Raw genomic sequence first — 18,719 nt, 5'->3', positions numbered from 1 at the left:
GGGGGGAGTTTTGGGGGGGGGGGGTGGGTGGGGGGGGGGAGCCCCCCGCACCCTTTTGGGGGGTTTTTTGTGGTTTTGGCCGGAGAACGGCCCCCAAGTGGGGACCCTCCGCGGGGCCCCGCCGTCGTTGATCCGCGCCAGCACTTCGCCCGTCGTCCTGCTCCACGCCACCACGACCGCCTCGCCCGGCACCCGGGCCCAGCGGGTCAGCAGCAGCCAGCGCACGTGGTAGCGGCGGGCGACGGCGGTGCGTTCGGCGAGGGTCGAGTCCGGAGCCAGGTAGGCGCGGACCGCAGAGAGCCGCCGCTGCCGTTCCCGCTCGTCGAGGGCGGGGTCGGGCCAGGCGGGCGCCGCGAGGTTCGGGCCGTACCCGGCGATGGAGTGGACCGCGTGGTACCCGTCGGTGATGACGACCTCGCCCGGCCCGATGTGCCGCGCCGCCCACTCGTACGTGGGCCAGCGCGGCGGCTGGTCGAAGCCGACCGGGTCGAGCGAGCGCGGTACGACCGCCCCGGCCTGGACGGTGAGGAAGCCGACGCAGGCTCCGACGGCCGCCACCACTCCGAGCGCGCGCCGCCAGGCCGGCCACGGGCGCGGCGCGGCCAGCTCCACCGCCGTCGCGAACTGGAGCGGCACCAGCGTCAGCCCCAGGATCCTGCCGTACGTGTAGTGCCCGCTGACCCAGCCGTACGCCACCGCCAAGTACTCCAGCGTGAACATCAGCACCAGCGGGTCGCGCCACCAGGCGCCGTACCGGCGCGCTGCCCGCCGGGCCCGCACCCACAGTGCCGGCAACCCGATCAGCGCCAGCCAGAAGTGCCTGGGCATCCCCTCGTAGAGCCGCTGGTGCATGGCGTCCACGCTGGTGTCGCCGGTCAGTGCGAAGACGTCGAAGTACGGCCAGCAGACGGCCACCAGCAGGGCGCTCCCGCCCGCCAGCGCCCACCTGCCCACGACCGCCCCCCGCCATCCGCGCTGCCACCCCGCGACGACGGCCAGCGCGCCGAGCGCGGCCGCGATGGAGGTGATGGGATGAACGAGCAGGATCAGTCCGTACAGGGCGCCGAGGCCCGCGTATCCGGAGAAGCTCCGCAGACCGCTCGGGCCGACGTAGCGCACGGGGCCGCCGAGTCCGGCGGCCCGCGTCCCGGTCAGCGCCCAGGCCCAGAAGGTCAGACCGATGGCGAACGTCGACGGATAGCCGAGGTTCCCGGTCATCGACATCAGCCCGAGATAGCCGCTCCACCAGGCCCGTTCGGTGCCCCAGAGCAGCGCCATCGCGAGCAGGGCGAGTACGGGTGCCCAGGGGCGGCGGGGTGCCAGGACCCGCACGAAGCGACCGATCCCCGTCAGCAGCACCAGCAGGTTCAGCGGTGCGGAGAGCCGGACGACCTCCCAGCCCGGGAGACCGGTCAGCCGTGCGAAGGCGCCCTGGGTGACGGCGTACGGCGAGTAGTACGGACTGCCCGCGCCCGGCAGGTCCGCCATCGGGTGGAGCGGGTGGAGAAGATTCGCCTTGAGCCGCTCGACGACCGCCGCGTGCTGGCCGAAGTCGCAGCACATCGGGACGCGCCAGTACGCGAGCGACATCACCAGCCAGAAGAGACCGCCGAAGAGCTGATAGGGCGTCGGACGCCAGGCCGCGCCGCCGCGCAGCGCCGTCGCACCGCGCGCCGCCCGCCGGACGAGGAGGTCGGCGCTCACCGGACGCGGGCGGGGCAGGGCGGAAAGGACTGAGCGGTTCGGGGCATTTGCCGTATATTCCCGTCGGGGTCAACGGCCTAGCGGTTGTTCACCTCATCGGGGGACGGCTGTACGGCTGCCTCGGCAAGGGCGGCAGGGCCCTCAGCGCGTGATGGTGGCGTCCTTGCGCAGCGGGCCCGGGACCGTCGTCCCCGTGGCGTCGGTCCGGGGGCGTACGAACTGCTCCAGCAGCAGGGGCAGCCCCAGCACCGGCAGCAGCCACGCCAGCACGATCAGGCGGTCGCCGTAGATGTTGATGTCGGGGTGCCCGGCCTGGTTGAGGATGCCGGTGAACGCGGCCGCGAGCAGGAAGCAGCCGAAGCCCAGACGCTGCCGGAGCACGCCCCACGCACCCGCGGCCAGCGCGGTCACGAACAGCGGCTCCCACAGCTGACGGCGCAGCCACTCCACCCAGAAGTTGACCTCCAGGTGGAGGAACTCCGGCCACAGCCGGGTGCGGTCGGGCCGGCCGAAGTGGTCGGTGAGCAGATCCTGCAGGCTCTCGGACTCGGAGGGGTAGTGCAGCGCCTTCGCCAGCAGGACCGTGGCCACGGCGGCGCCGCCGGCGACCGCCGCGACCGCCCGCAGGGGGCGGTCGAGCCCCTCCCACGAACGCCTGACCAGCCGTGAGGCGGGTCCGAGCGCCCGCCAGGGACCCGTGGCCGCCTCCGTCGGCAGAACCGGTGCCCGGCGCCGTACCGCGATCAGCGCGCACGCACCCGCCAGGCACAGCCCGAGGAACAGCGCCTGCGAGTGCTTCACCGTGAAGAGCAGGAACAGGGAGCCGCCGACCAGCGCGGCACCGGCGCCCGCCCCGGCACGCTCGCGGTCCTCCAGTGCCAACGCGCATCCCCAGAGCGCCGCCAGCGTCAGCGTCATCAGCAGGCCCTCGGTCATGGGGCGCATGGCGGTCGCGCCGCACGGCAGGACGTAGAACAGGACCTGCCCGGTCAGGGCCACCACGGTGGGGGCACGCAGCGTGCGCAGGACGAGGAAGGCGAGTACACCTCCGGCGACCGTGATGACGACGCCCGACATCCACAGGCCCCACTTCACGCCGAGCACCGTGATGAACGGCACCAGCAGCGCCGGGTACCCGGGGCGCACCTCGAAGATCCGCATGAAGCGGGCGGGCATGAACGGCACGGTGCGGCCGGACGTCTGCCCGGCCCGCATCCGCCGGTCCACCTGCCACCACTGGTCGCGCCGGCACTGCTCGGTGACCCGCCGGGTGGGGCTCGGGGCGTGGAAGCGGACCACGTCGACGCTCTGGTTGCGGCGCGCGATGGACGCCTTGCCTGCGCACACGTAGTTGATGGTCGTCGCGGCCGCCGTCTGCTTGCTGTCACCGCGCAGGCTCAGCGCGTACGAGAGGTAGTTCTTGGTGTCGGGGGTGTCCCGGCCGGTGGTGTTGGCGAGCTGGAGCACCGCGAAGACGGCCGCGAGCAGGACCACCCAGGTCCGGGGCCGCATCCACAGCGCCGGCCGGCCACCGCCGGCCGCCCCGCCACACCACCACGCCCGCAGCGCGCCCCACCCGCCGTCCCGGGCCCGGAGCGCGGACCACTCGCCGTACCGCGCCCGGAGCGCGGACCAGCCTCCGGCAGTCGCCCGGCGCGCGGACCGCTCTTCGGGGACAGCCCCCTCGCGGGGCCTCACGACGACACGCGGACGTCGTGGCCCGCGGGCGCGGGCACCCGGACCGGGACCGGGGTGTCCCGCTCGCCCAGCATCAGCGTGCGGACCACCCGCTCCGCCGCCCGGCCGTCGTCGAACTCGCAGAACCGCGCCCGGAACCCGGCCCGCAGCTGCGCCGACTCCGTGTCCCGCCAGGCCCCGGACGCGAACAGCCACGCCAACTCCCGGTAGCAGGACGCCACATGGCCGGGGGCGTCGGCCGTGATGTCGAAGTAGGCGCCCCGGCTCGCCGCGTACGCACCCCAGTCGTCGGCGTGGATCACGATCGGCCGGTCGAGGTTGGCGTAGTCGAACATCAGGGCCGAGTAGTCGGTGACCAGCGCGTCGGAGGCGAGCATCAGCTCCTCGACGTGCGGCTCGTCCGTCGCGTCGACCAGGACCCCGCGCCGGTGCAGCTCGGCGAGGCCGAGACCGCGCGCCGGCCCGTCCGCGAGCGACGGATGCAGCCGTACGACGAGGGTGTGGCCCTCGCCCAGATCGTCGGCGAAACGGGCCAGATCGATGCGGTCGACATGGCCGCCCCTGATGTAGTCGCGGCGCGTCGGCGCGTACAGCACCACCGTGTGGCCGTCCGGGATGCCCAGCCGCGCGCGGACCGCGGCGCCGGCGTCGGGGGTCGCCCGCACGAGGACGTCATTGCGCGGGCTGCCGGTGCGCAGCGAGGTGAAGTGGCAGGGGTAGGCCCGGTCCCAGACCAGCTCCGAGTGGCGGTTGGCGACCAGGCTGTAGTCCCAGCGGTCGGCGCGGCGCAGCATCTGCGGCACGTCGAAGCCGTGCCGGGCGCCGGGTTTGTCGAGCAGGTCGGCCGCCATGTGCTTGAGCGGGGTGCCCTGGTGGGTGTGGACGTGGACGCTGCCGGGGCGCTTGACCAGGGTGCCGGGCCAGTTGACGTTGTTGACGAAGTACGTGGCCCGGGCGGTGATCTGCCGGTAGCGCAGCGAGTCGGGCGTGACGTGCTCGATGCCGGGCGGCAGCAGGGGCACCTGGTCCTCCCGCACCACCCACACCGCGCGGATGTGCGGGGCGAGTTCGCGGGCCGCCCGGTGCACGGCCGCCGGATCGCCGAGCACCCCGCGGTGCGAGAACGCCGAGTAGACCGCCAGGTCCGGGTCCAGCGGCCGGTGTTCCTGCACGGCGGACCAGCCGCCCCTGATCCGTTCGGTGGCCGCCGCGCGCACCCGCTGCCCGCGCTCGTCGAGCGCCCTGCCGATCCGGGCGGCGTGCTGCCGGACCACGTAGCGGGCGTAACCGCCCTGCAGGACCCGGAGTTCGGCGGGCACGGGCCCGCTGCCGTGCGTGCGGAACAGGGCGGCCGTACGCCGGAAGAACTCGCCCTTGTCCGACTCGGGCAGCCGGTCCGGCTTGGCGAGGATGTCCAGACAGTGCTCGCCCATCTTGCGGTGCAGATAGGGGCGCCAGTCCGACAGCTCCGGGTGGGCGTCGACGAACGCGAAGACCCGCTCGTACTGCTCGTGGACGTCGAAGTGCTTGCGGCTGGTCGTGGACAGGATGTTGCCCTGGCGGCGCTGCCGGTAGGCGAGGCAGATCCGGTCGAGGGTGGCGATCCGCCCGGCGCTGAGCAGCACCGGGAACGTCCAGGGCGTGTCCTCGTAGTAGCCGGGCGGGAACGCGAAGCCGTGCCGCTCGACGAAGTCACGGCGGTAGACCTTGTTCCACACCACCATCAACAGCTCAAGGATTTCCGGGTGTTGGGCAGCCGTGAAGGTGCCGTCACCCGCCTCGGCCAGCACATGCGCGAGGACGTTCCTGCGGGTGCCGCCCCACCAGTACGTGCGCGCGTAGTCGAAGACCAGCACGTCCGGGTCGGCGGTCTCGTCGAGCCGGTCGGCCATCGCGCGCAGGGCGCCGGGCGTGAGCGTGTCGTCGCTGTCGAGGAAGAGCAGGAAGTCCCCGGAGGCGTGCGGCATCCCGGCGTTCCGGGCCCGTCCGAGCCCCACGTTCTGCGGGAGGTGCAGCACCTTCACCCGCGGGTCACGGGCCGCGTACTCGTCGAGGATCGCCCCGCAGCCGTCCGGCGAGCAGTCGTCGACGGCGATCACCTCGAGATCCGGATACGACTGCTCCAGGACCGAGTCGAGGCACTCGCGCAGAAAGCCCTGCACCTTGAAGACGGGGACGATGACGCTGAAGCGGGGCACGTCAGCTCCTTACGACGAGGGTGGACGCGGCGGGGGCCGGAACGCGCTCGGCCAGGGGCAGCACCGGCGGAATCGCCTCCGGCGGCTCGCCCAACAGCACTCTGCGGACGACCCGTTCGGCGGCCCGCCCGTCGTCGAACTGGCAGAACCGCTCCCGGAACCGGGCCCGCAGCGCCGCCGAGTCGGGGCCCGCGTAGGAGCCGTCGCGGAAGACCCGCGCCAGCTCGTCGGGGGTGCGGGCCACCGGGCCCGGCGGGGCCTCCATCAGGTCGAAGTAGCTGCCGCGCGTCTCCTGGTAGACGTCCCAGTCGTCGGCGTACACGACGATCGGGCGGTCGAGGTTGGCGTAGTCGAACATGATCGACGAGTAGTCGGTGATCAGCGCGTCGGCGGCCAGGCAGACGTCCTCGGAGGAGCGGTGCCGCGTCACGTCGATGATCCGGCCGCCGCCGCTCCTGGCCGCGCCCTCGTCGTAGAAGTAGTGGGCCCGCAGCAGGACGACGAAGTCCTCGCCGGCGGCCTCGCAGAACGCCTCCAGATCGAGCCGCGCGTCGAAGCCGGTGCTGTAGTCGCGGTGCGTCGGCGCGTACAGCAGGGCCTTGACGCCGTCGGGGACGCCGAGGGAGCGCCGGACGCGGGCCACGTCGTCGGCGGTCGCCGTGTAGTAGACGTCGTTGCGCGGGTAGCCGTACTCGAGGGCCTCGTACGCGCCCGGGAAGGCCCGTTCCCACATCTGGGTGGAGTGCCGGTTGGCCGAGAGGTTGTAGTCCCAGCGGTCCACGCGGGTCAGCAGCTTGGCGAAGCTGCCGGTCGCCGCGGCCACCACCGGATACGTCGACTGGTCGACGCCCATCTTCTTCAGCGGGGTGCCGTGCTGCGTCTGCACATGCACGCTCCCGGGGCGCTTGACGACCGCGTCCGCGAAATTGGCGTTGTTGATCAGGTACTTGGCGCGGGCCAGCACCTCCCAGGAGCGGTGGCTGCCCAGCACCGCGTAGTCCAGGCCCGGCGGCAGCTCGGGCACCGCCTCCGGCTCGACCAGGAACACCGAGCGGATGTGCGGGGCGAGTTCGCCGGCCTTGGCGTGGATCGCGGCCGGGTTGCAGGCGTAGCCGCGCCCCCAGTAGGCGCAGTACACCGCGAGGTTCTCGTCCAGCGCGCGCCGCAGATTCGCCGCGTACAGCGCACGGGTGCGCAGCATTCGCGGCCGTGGCACCCGCACGGCCGCCTTCGCCGCGGCCCGGTTGGCGCCGCGCAGCGCCCGGAACGCGCTGTACGCGCCGGCCGCCAGCAGCCGGTGCTGCACGCCGAGACTGCCGGGCGGGGGCCGGTAGCCGGCCGGGCGGTGCCGGCGGTAGAGCGCGCCCGCCCGGCGGAAGAAGGTCCGCCGCCGCCGCGCGGGCAGCCGCTCGGGGTGCGCCGCCGTCTTCAGCACCACGGTGAACAGCTGGCCGAACAGCGGCCTGACCCGCTCGGCGGGCAGCCCCTGTTCAACGGCCCGGATGAGCACCAGCTCCACTTGGTCGAGGAGATCGAGCTGATGCTCACCCGGCGCGTTGAGCCGGCTGCCCTGCCGGCGCAGCAGGTGCCGTACGACGACCGTCCGCAGCACGGCCACCCGCCGGGCGGTGAGGGTGACCAGGCCGCCCCAGCCGACGTCCGTGAAGTGCCGCGGGGGGAAGGCGAGCCGGTGCTCGGCGAGGAAGTCACGGCGGTAGGCCGCGCTCCACGCGGGCAGCGCGACACCGGTGAGCCGGGGCGCCTGCTCGGGGGTGAAGACGCCCCCGGGCGTCCCGAGCAGCGGGGGCGTGCTCGTCTCCACGTCCCACCAGTGGACCCGCTCGTGCTCGAAGTACAGGACGTCCACGTCCTCCCCGAGCTCCTGGAGCCGGGCGTCCAGGGCTCCCAGCGCGCCCGGAGTCAGCACGTCGTCGCCGTCCAGGAAGAGCAGATACGCACCGGTGGCCGCCCCCGCCCCCGTGTTGCGCGCCTCGCCGAGACCGGCGGACGACGGGGACTGGACCGGGGCGACCCGGCTGTCCCGCTCGGCGTACGCGGCGGCGACGGTACCCGCCGGTGAGTCCGGCGCGTCGCAGACGGGGATCAGCTCGAAGTCGCCGAAGGACTGGCCGAGGACCGAATCCAGCGCCTGGGACAGGCGTCCGGCGACCGCATGGGTGGGGACGACGATGCTGAAGCGGGGCATTCTGCTCTTTCTCTCGGGAGACGTCGGGCCGGCGGTTCAGCGCCCGGGGCGCCCGGCCGGCCTCCAGGTGACGGGCCGGGTGGGCGTGGGCCGCGACGAACCGGCGGGCATGGGTCCTCCGGTTCAGAGGCTGTCGGGGGCCGGGACGGGGACCGCCGTGCCGGGCGGCGGCACGGACGCGAGGGGTGGCGCCGGGCGGCCGGCCGCGGCCGAGGGCACCGGGTGGCGTGCGGCGAGCGGTGTCACCGGCGGCAGCCCGGCGCTCTCGCCCAGGACGGCGTGGCGGACGACGCGCTCGGCGGCGCGGCCGTCGTCGTACGGGCAGAAGCGTTCGCGGAACGCGGCCCGCAGCTGTGCCGAGCGCGAGCCGCGCCAGTGGCCGGTCGCGAAGATGTCGATCAGCTCGTCCTCGCTGCGCGCGATCGCGCCCGGCGGGAACGAACGCAGGTCGAAGTAGGTGCCGCGCGCCGCCTCGTACGCCTCCCAGTCGTCCGCGTGGATCACGATCGGCCGGTCGAGGTTGGCGTAGTCGAACATCAGGGACGAGTAGTCGGTGACCAGCGCGTCCGAGGCCAGACAGAGGGACTCGACGCTCGGATGACCGGACACGTCGATCAGCCGGCCGCCCGAGGCCTGCGCGAGCGGGGCGCTGTACGAGGGGTGGGCGCGGGTCAACAGCACGAACCGCGGGCCGAGTTGGCGCAGCACGCGCTCCAGGTCGAGGGGGTGGCGCTGACTGTGCCGGTAGTCGCGGTACGTCGGCGCGTACAGGACGGCGACCGCCTGCTCGGGGATGCCGAGGGACGCGCGCAGCCGGGCCACGTCCGCCGAAGTCGCCTGCTGGAACACGTCGTTGCGCGGCTGGCCGTACTCCAGAGTCGTGTATCCGGAGGGGAAGACGCGCTCCCAGACGAGGGTGGAGTGGCGGTTGGCGGACAGGCAGTAGTCCCAGGTGTCGACCGAGCGCAGCAGCCGGACGAAGTCCGTGCCGCGAGCGGCCGCCGGTCGGTCCTGGAGATCGAGGCCCATGCGCTTGAGCGGAGTGCCGTGCTGGGTCTGGATCAGCGTCTGGCCGCGCCGCTTGACCAGGCGGTGCTCGAAGTCGGTGTTGCCGACCAGATATCTGGAGCGGGCCAGCGCGGTCCAGTACGCGGCCGACCCCGGCCGTACGCGCCGGGTCGCCGCCGGGACGGTGTGGTGGTGCTCGGGATGCGCGACCCAGGTGGTGCGCAGCTGCGGGGCCAGGGTGCGGAACGCGGACTCCAGGGCGCCCGGGTTGCAGCCGTAACCGCTGCCGCGGTGGCTGGAGAAGACGGCACGGTCGGCGAGCGGCAGCCGGAGCTGGACGCGGTAGTGCAGCCGGAGCGCCGCGCCCCGCGTCCGGTCCAGGGCGGCGGTCGCGAGCCGCGCGCCCCGTCGCCGCAGCCGGGACGCCAGGGAGAGCAGGCGGTACGTACGGTGACTGCCGAGCCGGACGAGCGCGTGCCGGAACCGCAGGCCGGCCCGGACCGGGGCACCCGGGGTGCGGTAACGGGCGTAGTGGGACCGGGCCTTGCGCAGGAACTCGGGGCGGGAACCGCGCGGCAGACGGCCGCGCCGGGTGAACACCGTGGCCAGGTGGTCGACCATGCGGCGGAACAGGACCGGCCGCCACCGCGCCAGCTCCGGGTGCGCGTCGAGATACCCGAAGACCCGGTCGTACTGCTCGAAGACGTCGAAGTGCTTACGGCTGGTCGTGCCGAGGATGCTGCCCCGGCGCCGCTGGCGGTAGTGGACGCAGACCCGGTCGAGGGTGGCGATCGTCTCGGCGGACATCAGCACCGGATACGTCCAGGGCGTGTCCTCGTAGTAGCCGGGCGGGAAGGTGAAGCCCGCGCGTTCGACGAACTCCCGGCGGTACGCCTTGTTCCAGACGACCATCAGCACGTTGAGCAGGCCGGGGCGGTCGTCGAGGCGGAAGGGCGCCGGGCCCTGCTCGGTCAGCCGGGCCGCCTGCTGGTTGCGGACGGCCTCGCCCGACCAGTACGTGCGGGCGTAGTCGTAGACCAGGACGTCCGGTTCGGCGGTCTCCTTCAGCCGGTCGGCGATCGACCGCAGCGCGTCCGGGGTGAGGCTGTCGTCACCGTCCAGGAAGATCAGATAGTCGCCGCTCGCGCACTCCAGGCCGGCGTTTCGGGCGCGTCCCAGGCCCACGTTCTCGGGCAGGTGCACCGCACGGACGCGGGTGTCGCGCGCCGCGAACTCGTCGATGACCGCGCCACATGCGTCGGGAGAGCAGTCGTCGACCGCGATCAGTTCGAGGTCCGGGCAGGACTGTTCCAGCACCGATTCCAGGCACTCGTGCAGGTACGCCTGAACCTTGTACGCGGGGACGATGACACTGAACCTGGGCAAGGGACATCCATGGGTCGGCGCGGGCATACTGCCCGGGAACGGCCGAAGGGGTGACCTGGTTACGCCAGATGCGGCATCCGGGGGACGCCGGGTGCACGAGGACCATCGGCCCCGTCACGACACCGAGGGGCGAGCCGGTGCCGGCCCGCCCCTCAAGTGCCCTCGCGTACGCGCTACTTCACCGCGCCCGCCATCACACCCGACACGAACTGCCGCTGGAACGCGAAGAACACGGCCATCGGGATCACCATCGAGATGAAGGCGCCAGGAGCCAGCACGTCGATGTTGTTGCCGAACTGGCGTACCTGGGTCTGCAGCGCGACCGTGATCGGCTGGCTGCCCGAATTGGAGAACACCAGCGCGACCAGCATGTCGTTCCACACCCACAGGAACTGGAAGATCCCCAGTGAGGCGATCGCCGGGCCGCCGAGCGGCATCACGACCCGTACGAACAGGCGCAGTTCACCCGCGCCGTCCAGCCGGGCCGCCTCCAGCAGCTCCCGCGGGATCTCCGCGAAGAAGTTCCGCAGCAGGAACACCGCGAAGGGCAGGCCGAAGCCCACGTGGAAGAGGATCACCCCGAAAATCGTCCCGAACAGGCCGAGCTTGCCGAAGAGCTCGGCGATCGGGATCAGCGCCACCTGCACGGGCACGACCAGCAGGCTGACCACGCCCAGGAACCACCAGTCGCGGCCGGGGAACTCCATCCAGGCGAAGGCGTAGCCCGCGAGCGAGCCGATCACCACCACCAGGACCGTCGCCGGCACCGTGATCAGCACCGTGTTCACCAGCGAGCCGGTGATGTCGCTGTTCTCCAGGAGCTTCTGGTAGCTGTCCACCGTCAGCTGTGACGGCTCGCTGAGGACGTTCCACCAGCCGTTCGCGCTCATGTCCTCGGGCTTGCGCAGCGATGACAGCAGCAGACCGAGGGTCGGCACCAGCCAGAACAGGCCGACCAGGACGAGGAAGAGGCGCAGAATGCCGCCGCCGACCCGGCCCGCCAGGCGGGAACCCAGCGACTGCTTCGGCTTCACCACCGTGAGGGGCGCCGCCTTCGTAAGGCGCCCGGCGTCTGTCGTCATCGCCGTACCTCCCGCCGCAGTCGACGCACGTTGCTGTGCCTTCCCGGGGGACGACCCCCGGACCCCCGGCCGAAAGTCGGGCGTTTCGTCATCGCCGTACCTCCCGCCGCAGTCGACGCACGTTGAACAGCATCACCGGGATGACCAGGAGCAGCAGGAACACGGCGATCGCGCTCGCGACGCCCGGCTGGTCCTCCGCGAAGCCCTTGCGGTACAGCTCCAGGGCCAGCACGTTCGCGTCGTCCTGGGACGAGCCCGGCGGGATGATGAAGACCAGGTCGAAGACCTTCAGCACGTTGATCATCAGCGTGACGGCGACGACCGCGAGGACCGGCGCCAGCAGCGGCACCGTGACCCTGCGGAACACCTGCCACTCGCTGGCGCCGTCCACCCGGGCCGCTTCCATGAGTTCACGCGGCACACTCGCGAGCCCCGCCGCGATGAGCACCATCGCGAAGCCCGCCCACATCCAGACGTACGAGCCGATCACGGCCGGGGTGACCAGGGACGGGCCCAGCCAGTTCACACCGTTGTACGGCTCGCGGAAGTTGCCCGCCGGCAGCCTGAGCCGGGCGCCGTCCGCCTTGTCGGACAGCGTGAAGGTGCCGTCGTCGCGGACCTTCGTGGAGTCCACGACCTTGCCGTCCTTGACGGCCTCGACCTTCATGCCCGCGTAGCCGACCTCCGAGCCGTCGACGCCGTTGAGCTTGCCGACGCCCTTGCCGCGGGTGAAGTCCTGCCAGGCCGTGCCGGTGACCTTGCCCGGCTCGGACGTGGCCGCCACGGCCTTCTTCGCATTGCCGGGCAGCTGGTCGGGGGCGACACCGACGAGCGGGAGCGTGACGGGTTCGCCCGCACGCACCGTCTGCTTGGTGAGGAAACCGCCGTTGTCGGCTTGCAGCGGCGACTCCCGCCCGGGGTGCGCCTTCGGGAACGCGGACGACTCGGCAAAGGTGTCGTGCACCCCCACCCAGACCGCGTTGGCGACCCCCTTCTCCGGGTCCTGGTCGTACACCAGCCGGAAGATGATGCCCGCCGCGAGCATCGAGATCGCCATCGGCATGAAGATGACCAGCTTGAACGCGGTGCCCCAGCGGATCCGTTCGGTGAGCACCGCGAAGACCAGACCCAGTGCCGTCGAGATCGTCGGCGCGAACACCACCCAGATCACGTTGTTCTTCAAGGCGGTGCGGATGCCGTCGTCCGTGAACAGGGCCTTGTAGTTGTCGACTCCGGCGAATCCGTCACCGGTCTGGTTGAAGAAGCTGCGGATCAGCGAGTACCCGATCGGGTAGACCACGAGCGCGCCGAGCAGCACCAGGGCGGGCAGCAGAAACAGCACTGCCACGGTCCTGCGGGTGCCGGTCACGCTCTTGCGAGTGCGCCCCGCGGGAGGAGTCGGGGTGACTCCTCCCGCCGTTGCCGACGTCATCGCCGGATCAGCCCTTGTACGCCTTGGCGGCGTCCGACTCCAGTTGCGCCTGCGTACCCGCGACGTCCTTCGGGTTCTTCAGGAAGTCCTGGAGCGCCTTCCACTCGCCCTTCCCCGGTGTCCCGCCGAAGGCCTGCGGGGCCTGGTCCGACATGTCGAAACGGAAGTCGTCGCCGGCGGAGATCAGCGCCTGCGCCATCTTGCGCTGCACCGCGTTCGGGTACGCCGCCGAGTCGACGTTCTTGTTCGGGGAGAGATAACCGCCCAGTTTGGCCTGGATGGTCGCCGCGTCGGGCGAGGCGAGGAACGTCGCCAGTGCCTGCGCCGCCTTCGAGTCCTTCAGGATGACGGCCGCGTCGCCGCCGCTGACGACGGGTGCCTGGTCGCCGACCGCCGGGAACGGGAACACCTTCGCGTCCGTGCCCACCTTGGCCTTCGTCTCCGTGATGTTGACCTGCGCGAAGTCGCCCTCGAAGACCATGCCCGCCTTCGGCTGGTCGCCGCCCGTGAACGTCTGCGTCACCGACGCCGGGAACTCCGTCTGCAGTGCGCCGTCCGCGCCGCCGGCGATGTAGTCCTTCTTGCCCCACAGCTGGGCCAGCGTGGTCAGCGCGTCCTTCACGGACGGGTCCGTCCACTTGATCTTGTGCTGGGCGAGCTGGTCGTACTTCTCCGGGCCCGCCTGGGAGAGGTAGATGTTCTCGAACCAGTCGGTGAGGGTCCAGCCGTCCGCGCCGCCGACGGAGACGGGCGTCACGCCCGAGTCGTAGATCGTCTGGGCGGTGCTGAGGAGGTCCTTCCAGGTCTTGGGCTCGCTCGCGCCCGCGTTCTCGAAGACCTTCGTGTTGTACCAGATCAGGGACTTGTTGGCGGCCTTGTAGTAGACGCCGTACTGCTTGCCGTCGATCTTGCCGAGGTCCTGCCAGCCCTGGGAGTAGTTCTTCGTCAGCTGCTCCTGGGCCGCCGTCCCGACGGGCTTGGCCCACTTCTTGTCGACAGCCTGCTTGATGGCGCCGACCTGGGGGAGCATCGCGATGTCCGGCGGCTCACCGCCCGCGATCTTCGATCCCAGGAAGTTGATGATCGGGTCCTGGGCCGGTACGAAGGTGACCTTGGCGCCGGTGCGCTTCTCGAACTCGGTGAGCACTTTCTTGAAGTTGGCCTGTTCGGGGCCGGTCCATACGGCGGCGACCTCCAGGCTCTCGCCGTTCAGCTTCGGGAGCGTGACGGTTGTGCCGCCGCTCTCCTTGTCCTTGCCGCCGTTGGTGTCCTTGCCGTCGCCGCCGCATGCGGTGAGGGCGAGCGCGAGGGTGCCGGCGGTGAGCGCCGCGGCTACGGCTCGTGCGGGTCCTGTCGACCTGCCTGTACGCAGGGTGCCGCTTGCACGGAGGGTGCCGCTTGCACGGAGGGTGCTGCCGGTGCGAGTTCTGCCGGTCCTGCGAGTGCTGCGAGTGCGCATCTGTGCCCCGTTCTTCGTTCCTCGTCGAACGTCCGAGCGGTGTCCCGTGCGGTCTGGTCTACGCCCGGGTGCTTGGGGGCGGCAAGAGCGCCTGCGGTGTCAAGTGAGCGATCGTGACCGCGTCGTGACGTGCGGGTGCCGGCGTGGGCGCCTTTCGCTGGCGGGGGCGCCTTGTTCGGGGTTCGCTTTGGGGCGGTGCGGGGTTCGCCTTGGGGCGGTGGGTGGTTCGCCGTCCGGTGGTGGGTGGGTCGGGGCCGTGCCGCTACATCCGCCCGTCGCCCTACCGGCTGTGCTGTTTTCTGGGGGTGCTCTGTCGTCCACCCTGACGCATGACGACGGGCATTTGATGTACCGGCACGGCCCCTTCGGTGCGTCGGCGACTGCGGGTGCGTGGGGGTTGCGGGCCCTTGGCGGGCCGCCGTCTTGCGTTGCGGCGACCGTGCCCGCTGCGGGGGCAGCGGCGCCTGCGAGCGGCGGCCAAGCGTCATCGCTGCGGGGCAGCGGGCGCCCCGCGGGCGGCGGAGCCGCGTTAGCTGCGGGCATGCGTGCCGCGCGGGTGATGGGGGTCCCTCGCTCGAGCGGAGCCGAGAGTGGGGGAGGGCGGGCGCAGCGGCAGCCCGTAGGCGCCGGGCTCGCCGACCCGCCCCTACGCCGGCACCGGCGGTGGGTGCCCGTGGAGGTGGGGGAGTGGGCTCCCTCGGGGGTCGGGGTTACAGGAGGGATGGGGTTTTCGTGGCGGAGACCGAGCGGGCCGCTCGGTCGAGGGCGCTGGCGAGAAGGGCCAGGTCGGTCGGGCCGTTGCCGAGCTCGCGGACGGGACGACGGGTCGGCGGATCCCCCATGCGCTGCCACTCAAGAGGAACGACGGTGGGCCGCTGCGTAGCGGTACGGGGGATGCGCCCCGTGACCCGGCCGCCCTGGAAGGGCGTGACACGGCCCTCGGAGTCGGTCAACCGCCCCCGCCCCGGCGCCGGTTCGTCCGGCCCCGGCGTCACCGCGTCCAATGTCACCCGCAGCGCAGCCGAGCGAGCCAGCTCCGTCTCCGCCGCGCGCCCGGCCACGGTGGCCGCCGCCACCAGGTGCACCCCGAGCCGCTCACCCTCCCGGGCCACGGCCTCCAAGGCCCGTACGACCGAACCCGCGGAAGGCCGCCCCGGCGACCCCAACGCGGGTGCCAGCAACGCGTCCAGGTCGTCGACCACCACCACGAGCCGGGCCAGCGGCGGCCCCGCCTCCGCACGCTCCCGGGTCGCCGCGGGGCGCAGCCGGAGCGTCGAGCTGGTGGGAGCGTCGAGATCCCCGGTGGGGGACGAGCCGGTTGCCGCGCGCGGGGCGACCATCCGGCCGGACACCTCACGGGTGGTGTGCCACTCGGCGAAGTCCAGCCGGCCGAGCAGCTCGGCCCGCCGCTTCAGCTCGGCGCTCAACGACTGGGCGAACTCCCGCATCCGTACCGGCTCGTTGGCGGTGAGGTATGTCGTGACGTGCGGCAGGTCCGTACAGGCACCGAGGCCGTCGGCCGGGCCGCCGCCCTTGTCTCCGGTGTGGTCCCGCCCGTCTATGAGGACGATCCCGAGCCGGTCGGGGCGCTCCGCCGCGGCGAGCGAGGCGGCGAGCGACCGCAGCAGCTCCGTACGACCGCTGCCCGACGGACCCTCGACCAGCAGATGCGGGCCCTCCGCGGCGAGGTCCACGCAGACCGGACCGCGCGGTCCCGCACCGAGCACCGCCCGGGCCCGCCCGCCCAGGGTCTCCGCGTCGTCGGCCGCGTCGGCCCAACGCGCCATCAGTGACGCCGGGGTGGCCCGGGCGAGCCCCAACTCGTCCAGCAGCCGGGCCGATTGGGGCAGCGGAGCGGACACGCGCGTGTGCCGGTCCCCGGTGCCGTCCGTGCGCAACGGTGCCAGCGCCCGCGCGAACCGTTCGGCCCACGCCGTCGACACCGCGTCCACCGCGGCGACCGTCCCGTGTCCCACGGGGCCGCCGGCCGGCCTCTGCGGGGATTCGCCCCGGTCGTCGGGGCCGTCGGGCACTGCGGTTCCCTGGGGAGAGGCGACCGTGCCGACCTCCGGGGATCCGCTGCGCGGGGCCGGCACTGTGCCGAAGGTGTCCGCCGGGCCGGCGGGCTCGGACGGGTCCCGGGCCACCCGCAGCAGCCGCAGGGCCGTGGCCACGTCACCGCTGAGCAGCGCGACCGCCCCGCACTCCCGGAAACCGGGCGCGACCTCGCACGCCGCCTCGTAGGTCTCCGTCACCGGTGACGCGGGTGAGGCCGCCGCCGTCTCGGCGAGGCTCACCACGTGGATCCCGGCCGCCGCGCCCTCGCGGGCCAGCCGCACCACCGCGTCGCGCACCCCGGCACCGCCGGGATCGCCGTCCACCACGAGGACGGTGTACGGCCCCGGAGAGTTCTCGTCGGCCGGGTCGTCGTCCCGCGCCCACGAGGGCCGCCGGGCGCCACCGCGGACGCTGTCGGCGGGGGACGCCGAACGGGCGGGTGATCCCGAGCGCGCCGCCTCCGTCAGGTGGTCCTCCAGACGGCGCAGGAGTTCGTCCGCGCGCGCCGTGGCCTGGTCGCGGTCGTAGGCGAGGAGGAGGCGGCAGTCCTGGCCGTGGGTGGGGCGGACATGGGGGAGCCAGCCGAGCCAGGACCACTCGGCCGTGCGCTCCTCCACCGAACGCGCGCGGTCCGTGCTGATCAGGACGATTTCCAGGGTGTCGGGGGAGTGCAGGGCGGCGAGCTGCGCGACGACCGCGCGGGCCAGTCCCGTCAGCCGGGACCGGGGGCCGGCCAGGCCCAGCGCGCCGACCTCCCGCAGTCCGGTCGTCACCGGCACCGCGGGCAGCAGGCCCGAACCGTCGGGCGCCGGCCGGTCGGCCGTCCCGAGCCGGACGGTGAGCGCCTCCGGGTGGCCCGGCCCGCGCTCCCACAGCCGCGGGCCCGGTCCGAGCGCCGTGAGGAGCAGCGTCGCGGCGTCCGGCCAGGTCTCCGGCTGCTGCGCCTGCGTGGTCGAAGGACGTGCCGCGGCGGACTCCCGCTGCTCGTACGCCTCCTGCCCGGTCCCCTCCGACTCGCCGCGGCTCCCGGCCAGCCGGCGCGCCCAGGCCGTGAACCCGCCGCGCCTGCGCACCCCCGGTGGCACATCGGTGCCGCGCGTGGGTGTGCCCTTACGGGTGCCCGTCCCCGGATCCGCACCGGGAACGCTCGGGGTGTCGGTTGCCAGTCCTTCGCCTTCCGGCGCGCGGCGGACGGCATCGGGCCCGCCCGGGGACGCACTGTGCTCGGGTACGGCCGGTCGGTCCGCCCCGGAGGTGTCGGTCCGCCTGCTCTCGATGCCGGGCGCGCGGCCCTGCTCCGGGACGACGGCCGGCGTCGCGGACGGGGCGCCGGGGGCGTGGTCCTGTGCGCCGGGCAGGCCCCCGGCGGCCCCCCAGCCCGCCGATCCGTAGCCGTGATGCGTGTCTCCGCCGGAGACGGGCGGAAAGCCCTGATCACCGGTGCTCGGCCCGGCGGGGGTCCCCATGGCCGGGATCTCGGCGGTGCCGCCCACGCGCGCGTGGGGCACGGCCGCCGTCCTGGCCCCCGGGGAGCCCGAGGGGGCCGGCGCTCCGCGAGGTGATGCCGTACTCCCCGACGACTCCGAGGCCCTGGGGGCGGCGGGGGTGTCCGCGGCGGCCGCCGGGCCGCCCTCGCCGGTCACTCGTACATGTCCTTCGCCGTCGGGCGCCGTCGGCACGGCCTGCACGCCCACGGGCGGGGCCAGCCGCAGGGCGGACTCACCCACTCGCAGCAGCGCCCCGGGAGCGAACCGGACCGGGCGGTCGCTCACGCGGGTGCCGTCCAGTGTCGTGCCGTTCGTCGAGCCGAGGTCGGCCACCGCGACGCGGCCGTCGGGCTCCACCGTCACCGCGCAGTGCAGCCGGGAGACGTCGGGGTCGTCCAGCGGGACGTCCGCGTCGGCGGAGCGGCCGATGTGGACCCGGCCGCCGTGCAGCAGATGGACACCGCCCGCGTCCGGGCCCGCGATCACCTGGAGCTGGGCGGTGACGTCCGCCTCGTCCGGGCCGGGCTCCGCGGGGGCGCCCAGGGACAGCACGGCGCCGTCCGTCAGGGGAGGCTCGCCCAGGGTGCAGCGCTGGGCGTCGAGCCGCTCGGAATCCGCGTACAGCACCACGGGTCCGTCGCCGCCGGCGACCGCCGAGGCCAGTCCGGACGCCACCGCGGCCAGCGCCGTACCGGCGGGCGCGGTGACCAGCACATCGCAGGCGGCGGCGCGCCCCCGCGGCTCCGAGAGCGGGCCCAGCGGGTCTACGACGGTCAGCCGGATCTGCATCGCCGTCAGGGGTCCCTTCCGCGCGGGCGCCCGGGACGTGGACGAGGCTGCGCTGCGGTCCCCACCGCAGACTCCCCCACCGCACACGGGCACGTCGGCCAGTACTGGGGGCATCCTCGCACCTGCCACTGACAACACGCCCGGCCCCTACCCTCAAGTGATCTTGATTGGTCGGCTCTGCCCCCAAAAGTGCCTGACCAGTGGCCGACCGG

The 18,719-nt window shown here is 73.1% G+C and carries 9 protein-coding genes; all 9 read right to left on the bottom strand.

Annotation, left to right across the window (positions count from 1 at the left end; translation table 11 throughout):
* Positions 1-1,704 (bottom strand): hypothetical protein (locus ACFWM2_RS27395; RefSeq protein ID WP_383285254.1); only part of this gene is annotated, 1,704 nt, incomplete at its 3' end.
* 141 nt (positions 1,705-1,845) lie between these two features.
* A complete protein-coding gene (locus ACFWM2_RS27390) occupies positions 1,846-3,216 on the bottom strand; it encodes a hypothetical protein (RefSeq protein ID WP_383285370.1) in 1,371 nt (456 codons plus the stop codon).
* A gap of 182 nt (positions 3,217-3,398) precedes the next feature.
* Positions 3,399-5,600 (bottom strand): CDP-glycerol glycerophosphotransferase family protein, encoded by a 2,202-nt coding sequence (locus ACFWM2_RS27385; RefSeq protein WP_383285251.1) that lies wholly within the window; start codon positions 5,598-5,600, stop codon positions 3,399-3,401.
* Position 5,601: 1 nt separating this feature from the next.
* Positions 5,602-7,806: a CDP-glycerol glycerophosphotransferase family protein gene (locus ACFWM2_RS27380; protein WP_383285248.1), complete on the bottom strand. Its 2,205-nt coding sequence runs from the start codon at positions 7,804-7,806 to the stop codon at positions 5,602-5,604.
* A 123-nt stretch (positions 7,807-7,929) separates the two neighbouring features.
* A complete protein-coding gene (locus tag ACFWM2_RS27375) occupies positions 7,930-10,200 on the bottom strand; it encodes a CDP-glycerol glycerophosphotransferase family protein (protein ID WP_383285245.1) in 2,271 nt (756 codons plus the stop codon).
* A 173-nt stretch (positions 10,201-10,373) separates the two neighbouring features.
* Positions 10,374-11,282, bottom strand: coding sequence for a carbohydrate ABC transporter permease (locus tag ACFWM2_RS27370; protein WP_383285242.1), 909 nt, complete (start codon positions 11,280-11,282; stop codon positions 10,374-10,376).
* 88 nt (positions 11,283-11,370) lie between these two features.
* Positions 11,371-12,714, bottom strand: a complete 1,344-nt coding sequence (locus tag ACFWM2_RS27365) for a carbohydrate ABC transporter permease (RefSeq protein ID WP_383285239.1) — start codon at positions 12,712-12,714, stop codon at positions 11,371-11,373.
* Positions 12,715-12,721: 7 nt separating this feature from the next.
* Complete coding sequence (locus tag ACFWM2_RS27360; RefSeq protein ID WP_383285236.1) at positions 12,722-14,173, bottom strand: ABC transporter substrate-binding protein; 1,452 nt, start codon at positions 14,171-14,173, stop codon at positions 12,722-12,724.
* A 710-nt stretch (positions 14,174-14,883) separates the two neighbouring features.
* Positions 14,884-18,507 (bottom strand): FHA domain-containing protein, encoded by a 3,624-nt coding sequence (locus ACFWM2_RS27355; RefSeq protein WP_383285367.1) that lies wholly within the window; start codon positions 18,505-18,507, stop codon positions 14,884-14,886.
* Positions 18,508-18,719: the final 212 nt, after the last annotated feature.

The organism is Streptomyces sp. NPDC058371 (assembly GCF_042723265.1).
GTDB lineage: Bacteria > Actinomycetota > Actinomycetes > Streptomycetales > Streptomycetaceae > Streptomyces.
This window is presented reverse-complemented; position numbering and strand designations above follow the sequence as displayed.